The sequence below is a fragment of the Pseudomonas sp. PS01299 genome, assembly GCF_029960145.1.
Taxonomy (GTDB): Bacteria; Pseudomonadota; Gammaproteobacteria; order Pseudomonadales; family Pseudomonadaceae; genus Aquipseudomonas; species Aquipseudomonas putida_A.
The window spans coordinates 1-13,393 of the sequence record NZ_JASCPO010000161.1; the positions used below are offsets into that span (position 1 = coordinate 1).

The following is a 13,393-nucleotide window of genomic DNA, read 5'->3' on the forward strand; positions in this document are numbered from 1 at the left end:
GGCAAGCCCGCTCCCACAGTGTCCGTGTCGTTCACGAATATTATGTACACCCGAGAAACCTGTGGGAGCGGGCTTGCCCGCGAAGAGGCCAGTGGCCTCAACACAAATTCAGGGCTGGAATGCACCAATGAAAATCGCCGGATCCACCCGCGCATCGTTCAGGCTGATGTTCCAGTGCATGTGCGGCCCGGTCGCCCGGCCGGTCGAGCCGACCTTGCCCACCACCGCGCCACGGGCCAGTTGATCGCCGACCTTCACGTCGATTTTCGACATGTGGCAGAACATGCTGATAAAGCCCTGTCCGTGATCGACAAACACCGTGTTGCCGTTGAAGAAGTAGTTGCCGGTCAGAATCACTTTGCCCGCCGCCGGAGTCTTGATCGGCGTGCCGGCCGGCACCGCAAAGTCGAGACCGGCATGGGGGTTGCGCTCTTCACCATTGAAGAAGCGGCGCACACCGAACTTGCTCGACAATGGTCCGTTGACCGGTTTATCCAGCAGCAGGTTGCTCGGGGTGTTCGGGCTGAAGCTGCGGTAAGCCTTGATCTGCTCGGCCAGTTCACCCTCGATGCGCTTGAGGTTGGCCGGGTTCGGATTGACCTGCTGAGTGTTCTTCAGGGTGATGTGCTGTTCCGGGTATTTCTTGTTGCCAACCGTGAACGGCAGATTGCGTCCGCCGCTGCTGATCTGCTGGCTGCCGGGTTTGACCGTCAGCGGCACACCGACAATCGCCAGCCAGTTGTTCTGTTCTTTCACCACCAGCACCGGTTTGCCCTGATAGGTGGCTTTTGGTGCCTGCGCAGCGCTGCCCAGATCGACCACCGCGACGCCGCCCGGCACCGGTTTGTTCAGCAAACGGGTGATGTAGCTGTCGGCGTGGGCGTTGAAGGAGGTCAGGCACAGCAACAATAACGGAGCAAAAAAACGCGGCATGGATCAGTCCAGTAGAGAAAGGGTGACAGGCGTCAGGTGGTTGTCCTCGACGCGCACTTGCAGTTCGCCTTCGCCCAGCTTGGCTTTCAGGCGCTGCCCGTTGTGGGTCTGCGCGGCGTTGCGGATGGCCTGGCCGCGTTCATCCAGCAGAATGCTGTAGCCACGGCCGAGGGTCGCCAGCGGACTGACCACATGCAGCGTCTGCATCTGGCTGTGCAGTTGCAGGCGACGGCTTTTCAGGCCTTCGCGCATGGCTCGCGGCAGGCGTTCGGCGAGGCTGTCGAGGCGCTGACGCAGCATCGCCAGTTGGCGTCCCGGGTGTTGCCCGGCGAGGCGGGTTTCCAGACGGATCAGGCGTTCGCGGCGGGTATTGAGCTGGCGTTCGAACGCCCGGCGCAGGCGCATGTCCAGGTCATCCAGGCGTTGCGCTTGCTGACGCAGGCGTTCGCCGGGGTGGCGCAGACGGCGGGCCATGCCTTCCAGGCGCAGACGATCGCGCATCAGCCGGTCGCGCATGCGCATCACCAGACGCCGATGCAGACTTTCGACCTGACGGATCAGGTGGCTCGAATCCGGGGCCAGCAGTTCAGCGGCGGCGGAGGGCGTTGGGGCGCGCACGTCAGCCACGAAGTCACTGATCGACACGTCGGTTTCATGCCCGACGGCGCTGACAATCGGCGTCACGCAGGCATCGACCGCCCGGGCCACGGCTTCTTCGTTGAAGCACCAGAGGTCTTCCAGCGAACCACCGCCCCGGGCGAGGATCAGTGCGTCGAAACCACGGGCATCCGCCAGTTTCAGCGCGCGGACGATTTGTGCAGTGGCTTCACGGCCCTGCACGGCAGTCGGAATCAGCGTCAGTTGCACCTGCGGCGCACGGCGACGGAACACGCTGATGATGTCGCGAATCACCGCGCCGGTCGGCGAACTGATGATGCCGATGCGTTGCGGATGCGCCGGCAGCGGCACTTTGCGTTCGGCACTGAACAGACCTTCGGCGCTGAGCTTTTCCTTCAGTGCATCGAAGGCCAGGCGCAGCGCGCCGTCACCGGCCGGCTCCACGGTATCGAGAATCAGCTGATAGTCGCCACGGCCTTCGAACAGCGAGACCTTGCCGCGCACCTTCACGGCCAGACCGTCCTTCAGCGCCTGACGCACCCGCGCCGCATTATTGCGGAACAGCGCACAACGCACCTGCGCACCGCTGTCCTTGAGGGTGAAATACACGTGGCCGGACGCGGGGCGGGCGAGGTTGGAGATTTCGCCTTCGACCCAGATGTTGCTGAACACGTCTTCGAGCAACACCCGCGCGCGGCCGTTGAGCTGGCTGACGGTCAGGACTTCACGGTCCAGGCCAAGTCTTGCAAAGGGATCTTTAATCATGGGGCGCAGTTTAAGGGCATTTGCCTGTCGATCACCATGACCCAACACAAAACCCCTTGTAGGGAGGATTTGTGAAGGTCTGGATGAAGTGTTGAACCAGTGGCGTGGGGTTCTGGCGATAGGCGAGGGCCACGGTGCTTTGGCAATCGGGATCGCTCAGCGGCAGAAATCGTACACCGCCGGGGGCGATGTCCTGCATTGATTCGGGCAGCAGGGCGATGCCGAATCCAGCCTGGATCAACTGCAACTGCGTAGTTTTGCGCGACATCACCCGCGCCGCTTTGGGAAAAAAGCCCTGACGCATACACAGGTCGGCACACAAATAGCTGAGCCCGCCACGCTGCGGATGCGGGATCGAGATAAACGGCTCGTCCTTCAGTTGCGCCAATTCGACAGCGGCTGAATCGGCCAGGCGATGATCGTTCGGCACCGCCAGAAGCAAGCGTTCGGTGAACAATGGCACCACCTGAATACCTTCACGCTGACGCAGCACCGGCAGGCGCAACAGGCCAATGTCCAGGCGTCCTTCCGCGAGTTCCTCAAGCTGCGCCTCGGAGGACAGCTTGCCGATGTCCAGCGACACGCCCTGTTGCTGATCGAGATAAGTGCTGATCCGACGTAATAAATGCCCGTTGATCGACACGGTGCTGGAATGACTCAGACGCAGCGTGCCCAGTTGTCCGTTACCGACTTCGGTCGCCATCGTGCTGGCTTTGCTCAGTTCGTTGAGCAGGTTTCTGGCCCGGGGCAGAAACGCCTCACCCGCCGCTGTGAGCCGGGGCTGGCGTGCGGTGCGTTCGAACAGCGCGGTTTGCAGGCGGGTTTCCATGTCCTTGATCTGCCGGCTCAGCGCCGACTGCGCGATGAACAGGCGTTCAGCCGCGGCGCTGAAACTGCCGCATTCGGCGATTTCCACGAAGTAGCGCAGTTGACGGGTTGAAAGCATCAGGTATGCCTTTTCGAGATGAGTGAGTGGCTTTGAACATATTAGTCGCAAGGCTTGGCGCTGGCTAAAGTCATCACAGGCTTATAAAGGAAGCGGACCGATGAGCGTGGCGGGGTTGTTGAGTGAATGGACATGGGGCGCGGGCGGCTGGGTGGTGATCGGACTGGGAATCGCACTGGCCTATATCGTGTTCGGGATTGCCGGGTTCGGTACCGCACTGGTCGCGGGGCCGATTCTGATTCTGTTCATGCCGTTGTCGAAAATCGTGCCGCTGCTGGTGCTGCTGGATTTCGTCGCGGCGTTCGGCAATCTGCTGCCCTCGCGCCGGGATGTGGCCAAGCCCGAGTTGTTGCGGCTGCTGCCGTGCATGGCGGTGGGGTGCACGTTGGGGGTGATTTTCCTGCTCAACCTCAAATCCGACCTGTTGCTGCTGTTGATGGGGTTATTCATCAGCACTTATGCGGTTTACAGCCTGTGGGTGAAAACCCGGCCGACGCAGTTGTCTGCCGCATGGGCGCTACCGATGGGCACGGTAGGCGGGCTGTTTGGCGCGCTGTTTGGCAGTGGCGGCTTTCTATATGCGATCTATCTCAACAGCCGCCTGCCCAAGGACGCGGCGCGGGCTACGCAAAGTGCGCTGATCAGTTGTAGCACGGTGGTGCGTTTGAGTCTGTTCGCCATCGCCGGGGTGTATGCCGAGCTACCCTTGTTGATGTTGGCGCTGTGTCTGTTGCCGGCCATGGTGCTGGGCCTGTGGATCGGGCGGCGTTTGACCATGAAGTTGTCGCGCGAGGCGTTTGTACGATTGGTGACCTGGCTGGTGCTGGCGAGCGGGATTGCGTTGATCGGACGCTACATTATTAGTATGGCGTGAGCACTTGACCGGATTTCGTCAGGGATTAAGCTGCCGGCCTTTAGGGCCCCTTCGCGGGCAAGCCCGCTCCCACATTGGAATGCATATCCCTGTGGGAGCGGGCTTGCTTGCGAAGGCGTCAGAAGCCATACCGCAGGACTTTCCATGAATTCGCAAAGCATCATCGTCCCGAAAATCTCCACCCTGCCGGTCCACGAACCCCGGGCGCGGGCGATCGTGCGCTGGCTGGTGCGCAAGAACATCATCGAAGAACAGCTGACCACTTGCGGCCGCACCGGCAATCGCATGGCCCATGCGATTGCCGACGGCGCGCGTGCGGTGGTGCTGCACACCGAAGCGCTGCCCTTCGGTGAGCCGATCAACGGCCTGGAGATCATCGTCAAGCGCTGCATCTACACGCCGGCCAAGGGCTTTCTCGAAGAAGCCGGGTGCGCCGAGTGCCGCCGCGAAGTTGGCGAAGCGCTGTTCGAAAGCCTGGAAGACTGGTTTCCAGGCCGCACCGACAACTTCACCTGCCCGGAATGCGGGCATGAAGACGACATCAACGGCTTTCTGTTCTTGCAGGAATGTGCGTTTTCCAACCTCGGCTTTATCTTCAACAACTGGCTGGAAGCCGGGTTCAAGCAGAGCTTTATCGATGAGTTCGCCGATTGGCTCGATCAACCTGTCAGTTGGGTAAAAGTCGAACTCTGACCTGCATTCGGCCCTGTAGGAGCTGCCGAAGGCTGCGATCTTTTGACCTTGTTTTTTACAGACAAGATCAAAAGATCGCAGCCTTCGGCAGCTCCTACAGAAAACAGCGGGTCCCGTACATCAATTAGGCTGAGTTTTACATTGAACAGTAGGGGGTGTCTGACTATAATGGCGCGCTTCCATTTTCCCGCTCGGGAGCCCCCGCGATGCTGCGTATCAGCCAAGAAGCTCTGACATTCGACGACATTCTCCTAGTGCCTGGTTATTCCGAGGTGCTTCCTAACGAAGTCAGTCTCAAGACCCGCCTTACCCGTGGCATCGAGCTGAATATTCCTCTGGTTTCTGCCGCCATGGACACCGTTACTGAAGCCCGTCTGGCAATCGCCATGGCTCAGGAAGGTGGTATCGGTATCATCCACAAGAACATGACCATCGAGCAGCAAGCTGCCGAAGTGCGTAAGGTCAAGAAGTTCGAAGCCGGCGTCGTGAAAGATCCGATCACCATCGAGGCTGATGCCACGGTGCGTGACCTGTTCGAACTGACCCGCATGCACAACATTTCCGGCGTTCCGGTGTTGCACGATGGCGACCTGGTCGGCATCGTCACTTCCCGTGACGTACGCTTCGAAACCCGTCTGGAAGCCACCGTACGTGAAGTGATGACGCCTAAAGAGCGTCTGGTCACCGTGCGTGAAGGCGCCGACAAGAACGAAGTCCGCGAGTTGCTGCACAAGCACCGCCTGGAAAAAGTCCTGATCGTCGACGACAAATTTGCCCTCAAAGGCATGATGACCGTCAAAGACATCGAAAAAGCCAAAGCCTACCCGCTGGCCAGCAAGGACGATCAAGGTCGTCTGCGCGTTGGCGCTGCCGTCGGTACCGGTAAAGACACCGGTGACCGCGTTGCCGCGCTGGTCAACGCCGGTGTGGACGTGGTGGTGGTCGACACCGCACACGGTCACTCCAAGGGCGTGATCGACCGCGTTCGCTGGGTCAAAGAGAATTTCCCTGAAGTGCAGGTGATCGGCGGCAACATCGCCACCGGCGCAGCCGCCAAGGCCCTGGCCGAAGCGGGTGCCGATGCGGTCAAGGTCGGTATCGGCCCTGGCTCGATCTGCACCACCCGTATCGTCGCCGGTGTCGGCGTGCCGCAAATCAGTGCCATCGCCAACGTCGCCGCTGCCCTTGAAGGCACTGGCGTGCCGTTGATCGCCGACGGCGGCATCCGTTTCTCCGGTGACCTGTCCAAGGCCATCGTCGCTGGGGCGTCCTGCGTGATGATGGGTTCGATGTTCGCCGGTACTGAAGAAGCCCCGGGCGAGATCGAACTGTTCCAGGGCCGTTCGTACAAGGCTTATCGCGGCATGGGTTCGCTGGGCGCCATGTCTCAGGCGCAAGGTTCTTCCGACCGTTACTTCCAGGACTCCTCGGCAGGCGCCGAGAAGCTCGTTCCGGAAGGGATCGAAGGCCGTGTGCCGTACAAAGGCACCCTGACGGCGATCATCCACCAGTTGATGGGCGGTCTGCGTTCCTCGATGGGTTACACCGGCAGCGCCAACATCGAAGAAATGCGCACCAAGCCTGAGTTCGTGCGGATCACCGGTGCCGGTATGGCCGAATCCCACGTTCACGACGTGCAGATCACCAAAGAAGCGCCAAACTACCGCGTAGGTTGATGCTTCAAGCAAATCGTTAAGCAACCGGGGCTGTTTTATTCAGCCCCGAGTTGTTTCTGAATCACGACTGTTTCTGAATTACTTAGACGAGACTGAATCATGGCCCTCGACATTCACGCTCACCGCATCCTGATCCTCGACTTCGGTTCGCAATACACCCAACTGATTGCCCGCCGCGTGCGCGAGATCGGTGTGTATTGCGAGCTGCACCCGTTCGACATGGACGAAGAGGCGATCCGCGAATTCGCACCTAAAGGCGTCATCCTCGCCGGCGGCCCCGAGTCCGTGCACGAAGCCAACAGCCCGCGCTGCCCACAGGCAGTCTTCGATCTGGGCGTGCCGGTCTTCGGTATCTGCTACGGCATGCAGACCATGGCCGAGCAACTGGGCGGCAAGGTTGAAGGTTCCGAGCTGCGTGAGTTCGGTTACGCCCGCGTTGACGTAGTCGGCAAGAGCCGCCTGCTCGACGGCATCGAGGACCACATCGACGCCGACGGCCTGTTCGGTCTCGACGTGTGGATGAGCCACGGTGACAAGGTCACCAAGATGCCGGAAGACTTCCACATCCTGGCCAGCACCCCAAGCTGCCCGATCGCCGGCATGTTCAACGACGAGCGCGCTTACTACGGCGTGCAGTTCCACCCGGAAGTGACCCACACCAAGCAGGGCGGCCGCATCCTGTCGCGCTTCGTGCTGGACATCTGCGGCTGTGAAGCCCTGTGGACTCCGTCGAAGATCGCTGAAGACGCCATCGCCAACATCCGCGCACAGGTCGGCACCGACAACGTGCTGCTGGGTCTGTCCGGCGGCGTTGACTCCTCGGTGGTTGCGGCGCTGCTGCACAAAGCCATCGGCGACCAACTGACCTGCGTCTTCGTCGACAACGGCCTGCTGCGTCTGCACGAAGGCGAGCAAGTGATGGCCATGTTCGCCGAGAACATGGGCGTCAAGGTGATCCGCGCCAACGCGGAAGAGCAGTTCCTGAACAACCTGGCCGGCGAAGCCGATCCGGAGAAGAAGCGCAAGATCATCGGCCGTACCTTCATCGACGTGTTCGATGCCGAATCCTGCAAGCTGGACAACATCAAGTACCTGGCGCAAGGCACCATCTACCCGGACGTGATCGAGTCGGCTGGCGCGAAAAGCGGCAAGGCCCACGTGATCAAGTCGCACCACAACGTGGGCGGCCTGCCGGAAGAAATGAACCTGAAACTGGTCGAGCCACTGCGCGAACTGTTCAAGGACGAAGTCCGTCGTCTGGGTCTGGAACTGGGCCTGCCGTACGACATGGTCTACCGTCACCCGTTCCCGGGCCCGGGTCTGGGCGTGCGCATCCTCGGTGAAGTGAAGAAGGAATACGCCGACCTGCTGCGTCGCGCCGACCATATCTTCATCGAAGAACTGCGCAAAGCCGACTGGTATCACAAAGTCAGCCAGGCCTTCGTGGTGTTCCAGCCAGTGAAATCGGTTGGCGTGGTCGGCGACGGCCGTCGTTACGCCTGGGTCGTGGCCCTGCGTGCCGTGGAAACCATCGACTTCATGACCGCACGTTGGGCACACCTGCCTTACGAACTGCTGGAAACCGTCTCCGGCCGCATCATCAATGAAATCGAAGGTATTTCGCGCGTCACTTACGACGTGTCGAGCAAGCCGCCGGCGACCATTGAGTGGGAGTGATCCCGCGCAAGCCGTAAAGGCGTGATCGCCGCAACCGAAAAGCCGTGTGAAATCCGTTTCACACGGCTTTTCTGTTTTTGCGTTACAGCGGTTTTGACCAGCCACCCAGTTGCATGCCCATGTCATCCAGAGCTTGCAGCAGGGCTTTCATGCTCGGGTAGCGTTTACCGCTCACCGAAGTCCAGCCGGGGCGTTCGATGTAGAAGTGCTTGCCGTCTGTGTCGATGACGGTCCGTACCAGTTCTCGGGTGCGGCTGCGATGAACGATGAACGTCAGGTTGGGTTGCTGCTTCAGGGAGTACATGCCGTAGCGAGGCAGCAGGGTTTCGAATTCGGTCATCGTGTGCGCGGTCCAGGATGTTTCGATTTGCAGGCGCAAGTCGCCTCTGACCAGCGCGGAACGATCGTGCGCCGTACCGCCCAAGGGCAGGATTCTCCCGGGATCGACTTCAATGCCCCGTGAAGTCCCTTCGGCGACATCCTCGACGCGAATGCCGATTGCCTCTTCCAGTTCGCTGACGCCGGCAACCCCATCAAAAGTGTTGGAGTGAGAGTTGCCCATCAGCGCCACCCATTTGTGCGCGCCGCGTGCGGACTGATCGGCACGGATCATCAGACGCGCGAAGTAATTCATCATTTTCTGCCGCGCGGTGTTGTTGCCCAATGGCAAGTCCATGCCGTTGAGTCGGTAACTCGCCATGCAATCGATGGCTTGTACATGGATCCCCTGCTTTCTGGCTTCCTTGACCAGTTCCAGGAACGTGTAGCGCTCCAGCGGATCGGTCATGTTGCCGACGTCGAGTGCCTTGAGATAGGCCTCGAGTTTTTGCGGCATGTTGCCGGTGCGGAAGAATTCATCCAGCGCGGCTTGATGGAAGTCGGTCAGCAGGTGCTCCATGTACAGGCTCTTCACCTGTTTGCTGGCGAGCAATGGCATGTTCTCGATCAGCCATTGCTTGCTGCCGATGGCCGTGTGGCTCTCGCCGAGCACCAGGCCCCGGGCATGTTCGAGGATTTTCTCGATAATTTCTTCGGCGGTCGCGTCTGCCGCCAGGGCGGGCACCGGAGGACGATCGGGCAGGCGCAGCGTGCTGAAAAAATCCAGTGCATCGTGATACAGGCGTTTGCGGATGACCTTGAAGTCGCGGTAGGCATCGAACTCGTTCAGGCTGTCGTAGAAATCGCGCAAGGCCTCGTCATTCAGCCCGGCCGCGCCTTCCTCTAGATGCGCCTTGAGCGGTGCGGGTACGTCGTATTGCGAGGCGGGCAGGGCGGTCAGCGGGCTGCGGCTGCTTGATCCGGCCAGTGCCGAAGGTTTGCCACCGCCGGCGAGTCCTGCGCGAGGCATGGCTTCCCATTCACCCTCAGGGTTCAGGCGTACCGGGATCGAGCGAGTAAAGCCGTGGGGGTGCTCAGGATCGATGACCGCCCAGTGTCCGCTGCCGTTGATGTCGGCTTCGTAGCGTACGTAATAGGCGGTGTCGTCCATCAGGATGGCGGTTGAGGGGTTCGAATCGAGCAGATAAATGCCCTGGAATTTTCCGGGCTCGCTCACCGGCGTAATGCCGTCGAGCAACTCATTGGCTTGCCAGCTCGGCGGAATGACCGGTCGCGGGGTGTCTTCAATCAGGGGTGTGGCAATCGACGGCTGAGGCCCACCCATCGGCGTCCCGACTTTATCGGTCAGGTCGCTCATCTCCGCCGCTTCGGCGGCATCCACCTCGGGTCCGACCTCGGCCAATGATCCCGGGCCCTTGAGTGCCAGCAGGTTGAACAGCATGTCGATGCCGCTGAGCACCGCACCGACAATCCCGGCCTTGCGCTCGGCGGCGGTTTTGCCATTGACCGCCTGATCGATGTTCAGCCCCATGTTGGCAATGCTGGCGCCGATCACCGGCAATGCGACTGGCCAGCCGACCACCGCCATTGGCCCGAAAACCTTGACCCCGGCGCTGAGGTAGCCGATCCACAGCTTCTTGCGCAGGTCACCGTTGGAGGTCAGGGACAGGCTGGCTTCGGCAAACATCGCCGTGCGGGTCGAGTCACTCAGCCAGGTGAAGGCGTCGCCACTGACCGCGCGGTTGTCCTGATTGATCATCGAGTGATCATAGCGGCCCCACGTCGCCACCAGGCGATTCATCAGGTCGCCGAGGTTGGCGTTGATCTGCTGCCGGTCGGCCAGCGAGAAATGCGCAAGGAATGTCTCGCGTGCGGCGGGCTTGTTCATCCGCTGCAGGATCCAGAAGTGCAGGTCGGTGGCGCTTTCCAGTACATGGAATGCATCGCTGTTGCCGGGCAGGTAGAGGATCTGCCGACCCTGGGGCATGACGAAACGCAGGACGTTGGTAGCGGCGTAACCGGCAATGTCCAGCGTGCGCACACTGTCCGGGCAAGGGTGGCTGGTCTGCAGCATTGGCAGGCTGACTGGCCACGTCAGCGGGCCGATCGCCGCTTGCGTGACGAACTGGAAATCCTCGCCACTCAGCTGACGTTTGTCCCGCGCCTGTAGCGCTTTGATCAGGAAATTGCACTTGGCCAGCGTACGAAAGTCGCTGCCGCTGGTGTTCCAGAATGCGTTCAGTTGAGCGTCGTACAGCGCGCTGAAGTCGATGCTCCAGAAGTCCTTGAGCACATCGTTGCCATGCAGGCGCACTTCATTGCGTTCATCGAAGGTACGGGCGTCGGGACCGGCAGTATAGAAACCGCCATAGACATCGAGCAGGTCGGCGTTGTCCTGATCGGCGACGCGAAAGCGGTGAATCACTAACTGGGTCAGGGTCATGCTTGACGTGGGCGTGGCGTGCACGTGCTCCCAGCCGGTGAAGGCATTCGAGCTGCTTTGCGAGGCGTCGAAGCGGTGGAAATACACTTGATCCGGATCCAGACCGTGGATCTGGTATTTGATCAACAAGTCGCTGGCGACCTGTCGAGCAGCGTCCTGCAGGCTCGGGCAGGTCTGGATGACGGTGGCGGCAATCGCCTTGAGCGCGGCCTTGTCGGCGGCGTTGGGCATCGGGTTGGGCATGTGTTTGGGCTCTCTGTCCTTGAGAAACGGGTGGCACAGGATGGCCCGGCTGTTCGCTGCATGTGCACTACATAGTTATGTCACCTGAGCGATCGAAATGATGTACGCGCGAGGCGCAACTGCGTCCATCCGCCGCGCTGCCCTTACTGTTTCGCAATTGCAGGTGTATCGTATTTGCCTTTTGCGGGCCCGGTGCCCGACGCAGATACGTGAGGTAGTTGAGTTCATGTCCTTTACCCGTCGCCAAATCCTCGGTGGCCTGGCCGGTCTTGTTGTCGTTGGTGTCGGGGCGGGAGGTGCGTCGCGCTACTGGCTGGGCAAGATGGCCGATGCTGACGCGGGCCACGACTACGAGCTGATCGCGGCGCCACTGGACGTCGAGCTGGTGCCGGGGCACAAGACCGAAGCCTGGGCGTTCGGCCCATCGGCGCCGGGCACTGAATTGCGTGTGCGTCAGGGCGAGTGGTTGCGGGTGCGCTTCATCAACCACCTGCCGGTGGCGACCACCATTCACTGGCACGGCATCCGTTTGCCGCTGGAGATGGACGGTGTGCCGTACGTCTCGCAATTGCCGGTGCTGCCCGGTGAATACTTCGATTACAAATTCCGCGTGCCGGACGCCGGCAGTTACTGGTATCACCCGCACGTCAGCAGCAGCGAAGAGCTGGGGCGCGGGCTGGTCGGGCCGTTGATTGTCGAAGAGCGCGAGCCGACCGGTTTCAAGTACGAAAAAACCCTGAGCCTGAAGAACTGGCACATTGACGAGCAAGGCAATTTCGTCGAATTCAGCATCCCCCGTGAAGCGGCCCGTGGCGGTACGGCGGGGCGCTTGTCGACCATCAACGGCGTGCCAACGCCGGTGATCGAGTTGCCGGCGGGGCAGATCACCCGGGTGCGTTTGCTCAACCTCGACAACACCCTGACGTATCGCATCAACATTCCCGGCGTCGAAGCGCAGATTTATGCGCTGGACGGCAACCCGGTCGAGCCGCGCCCCTTGGGCAAGGAATACTGGCTGGGCCCGGGCATGCGTATTTGTCTGGCGATCAAGGCGCCGCCGGCCGGTGAGGAGTTGTCGCTGCGCAACGGCCCGGTGCGACTGGGGACTTTGCGTTCGGTAGCCAATAACGATGCGCCGACCGAGTGGCCGAATGCCTTGCCCGCCAACCCGGTGGCCGAGCCGGATCTGGCGAATGCCGAGAAACTCAACTTCAATTTCGAATGGGTCGGTTCGGTGTCGGTGAATGTCGACAACGGCAAGCCACCGAGCCTGTGGCAGATCAACGGCAAGGCCTGGGACATCACTGACAAGACCTGCGCCGATCGGCCGATTGCCAGCCTGAAGCTGGGCCAGAGCTACATCTTCGAACTGAAGAACATGACCCAGTACCAGCACCCTATCCACCTGCACGGCATGAGTTTCAAGGTGATTGCGTCGAACCGGCACAAGATCACTCCGTACTTCACCGACACCTATCTGCTGGGCAAGAACGAGCGTGCGCAAGTGGCGCTGGTGGCGGATAACCCGGGGGTATGGATGTTCCATTGCCACGTGATCGACCACATGGAAACCGGCCTGATGGCCGCCATCGAGGTGAAGTGATGCGCCAGATTCGCCCCGCCGCGATCATCGACCGCAGCCGTGACCGCGATTTCATGCGTGAAGCGCTGGAGCTTGCTGCCCAAGGCGCAGCCCTCGGCGAAGTGCCGGTGGGCGCGGTGCTGGTGCAGGACGGTGAAATCATCGGGCGTGGCTACAACTGCCCGATCACCACCAGCGACCCGAGTGCCCACGCGGAAATGGTCGCGATCCGCGCTGCTGCGCAAGCTGTCAGCAACTATCGCCTGCCCGGCAGCACGCTGTACGTGACGCTGGAACCGTGCAGCATGTGCGCCGGGCTGATCGTGCATTCACGCATTGCCCGGGTGGTGTATGGCGCGCTGGAGCCGAAGGCCGGGGTTGTGCAGAGTCAGGGACAGTTCTTTACCCAGGGCTTTTTGAATCACCGGGTGTTGTATGAGGGTGGGGTGCTGGCCGAAGAATGTGGAGCAGTGCTGACCGAATTCTTCAGAGCCCGTCGCGCAAAACCATCTGAATAAACACAACCCCCAACTGTAGGAGTGAGCCTGCTCGCGATAGCGGTCTGACATTCAACATTGCTTTGACTGTCAGACCGCTATCGCGA

At 60.9% G+C, this 13,393-nt stretch carries 10 protein-coding genes; 6 read left to right on the forward strand and 4 right to left on the reverse strand.

Annotated features, from left to right (window positions below):
- Positions 1 to 108: 108 nt before the first annotated feature.
- From QMX91_RS22240 to QMX91_RS22250, 3 genes are read right to left on the reverse strand one after another with little or no spacing between them, the layout of a single operon-like run.
- Positions 109 to 933, reverse strand: coding sequence for a peptidoglycan DD-metalloendopeptidase family protein (locus QMX91_RS22240; RefSeq protein WP_027612128.1), 825 nt, complete (start codon positions 931 to 933; stop codon positions 109 to 111).
- A gap of 3 nt (positions 934 to 936) precedes the next feature.
- On the reverse strand, positions 937 to 2,316 hold the full coding sequence (xseA, locus tag QMX91_RS22245; protein ID WP_103484068.1) for an exodeoxyribonuclease VII large subunit: 1,380 nt from the start codon (positions 2,314 to 2,316) through the stop codon (positions 937 to 939).
- Positions 2,317 to 2,347: 31 nt separating this feature from the next.
- Positions 2,348 to 3,262: a LysR family transcriptional regulator gene (locus tag QMX91_RS22250; protein WP_282413382.1), complete on the reverse strand. Its 915-nt coding sequence runs from the start codon at positions 3,260 to 3,262 to the stop codon at positions 2,348 to 2,350.
- Positions 3,263 to 3,362: 100 nt separating this feature from the next.
- Here QMX91_RS22250 and QMX91_RS22255 point away from each other — a divergent pair, with 100 nt between their 5' ends.
- The 4 genes from QMX91_RS22255 (at position 3,363) to guaA (ending at position 8,182) form a co-directional block, all read left to right on the forward strand.
- The gene (locus QMX91_RS22255; protein WP_027612125.1) at positions 3,363 to 4,136 is read left to right on the forward strand and encodes a sulfite exporter TauE/SafE family protein; all 774 of its coding nucleotides are present in this window, start codon (positions 3,363 to 3,365) and stop codon (positions 4,134 to 4,136) included.
- A gap of 144 nt (positions 4,137 to 4,280) precedes the next feature.
- Positions 4,281 to 4,829, forward strand: coding sequence for a sugar ABC transporter ATPase (locus tag QMX91_RS22260; protein ID WP_282413383.1), 549 nt, complete (start codon positions 4,281 to 4,283; stop codon positions 4,827 to 4,829).
- 206 nt (positions 4,830 to 5,035) lie between these two features.
- The gene (gene guaB / locus QMX91_RS22265; protein ID WP_027612123.1) at positions 5,036 to 6,505 is read left to right on the forward strand and encodes an IMP dehydrogenase; all 1,470 of its coding nucleotides are present in this window, start codon (positions 5,036 to 5,038) and stop codon (positions 6,503 to 6,505) included.
- A 99-nt stretch (positions 6,506 to 6,604) separates the two neighbouring features.
- Positions 6,605 to 8,182 carry a glutamine-hydrolyzing GMP synthase gene (gene guaA / locus QMX91_RS22270; RefSeq protein WP_003227864.1) on the forward strand — a complete coding sequence of 526 codons (1,578 nt, stop codon included), beginning with the start codon at positions 6,605 to 6,607 and terminating at the stop codon, positions 8,180 to 8,182.
- An 82-nt stretch (positions 8,183 to 8,264) separates the two neighbouring features.
- On the opposite strand, the gene QMX91_RS22275 is transcribed toward guaA, so the two are convergent.
- Positions 8,265 to 11,207: a membrane-targeted effector domain-containing toxin gene (locus tag QMX91_RS22275; protein ID WP_282413384.1), complete on the reverse strand. Its 2,943-nt coding sequence runs from the start codon at positions 11,205 to 11,207 to the stop codon at positions 8,265 to 8,267.
- Positions 11,208 to 11,433: 226 nt separating this feature from the next.
- Here QMX91_RS22275 and QMX91_RS22280 point away from each other — a divergent pair, with 226 nt between their 5' ends.
- On the forward strand, positions 11,434 to 12,810 hold the full coding sequence (locus QMX91_RS22280) for a multicopper oxidase family protein (protein WP_282413385.1): 1,377 nt from the start codon (positions 11,434 to 11,436) through the stop codon (positions 12,808 to 12,810).
- Positions 12,810 to 13,307: a tRNA adenosine(34) deaminase TadA gene (gene tadA, locus QMX91_RS22285; RefSeq protein ID WP_135296498.1), complete on the forward strand. Its 498-nt coding sequence runs from the start codon at positions 12,810 to 12,812 to the stop codon at positions 13,305 to 13,307. Before QMX91_RS22280 ends, tadA begins: the two co-directional genes overlap by 1 nt.
- Positions 13,308 to 13,393: the final 86 nt, after the last annotated feature.

Bases quoted from the DNA above. Each gene is read 5' to 3' on its own strand.
- QMX91_RS22240 (WP_027612128.1), bottom strand. From the start codon at position 933: ATGCCGCGTTTTTTTGCTCCGTTATTGTTGCTGTGCCTGACCTCCTTC.
- xseA (WP_103484068.1), bottom strand. From the start codon at position 2,316: ATGATTAAAGATCCCTTTGCAAGACTTGGCCTGGACCGTGAAGTCCTG.
- QMX91_RS22250 (WP_282413382.1), bottom strand. From the start codon at position 3,262: ATGCTTTCAACCCGTCAACTGCGCTACTTCGTGGAAATCGCCGAATGC.
- QMX91_RS22255 (WP_027612125.1), top strand. From the start codon at position 3,363: ATGAGCGTGGCGGGGTTGTTGAGTGAATGGACATGGGGCGCGGGCGGC.
- QMX91_RS22260 (WP_282413383.1), top strand. From the start codon at position 4,281: ATGAATTCGCAAAGCATCATCGTCCCGAAAATCTCCACCCTGCCGGTC.
- guaB (WP_027612123.1), top strand. From the start codon at position 5,036: ATGCTGCGTATCAGCCAAGAAGCTCTGACATTCGACGACATTCTCCTA.
- guaA (WP_003227864.1), top strand. From the start codon at position 6,605: ATGGCCCTCGACATTCACGCTCACCGCATCCTGATCCTCGACTTCGGT.
- QMX91_RS22275 (WP_282413384.1), bottom strand. From the start codon at position 11,207: ATGCCCAACCCGATGCCCAACGCCGCCGACAAGGCCGCGCTCAAGGCG.
- QMX91_RS22280 (WP_282413385.1), top strand. From the start codon at position 11,434: ATGTCCTTTACCCGTCGCCAAATCCTCGGTGGCCTGGCCGGTCTTGTT.
- tadA (WP_135296498.1), top strand. From the start codon at position 12,810: ATGCGCCAGATTCGCCCCGCCGCGATCATCGACCGCAGCCGTGACCGC.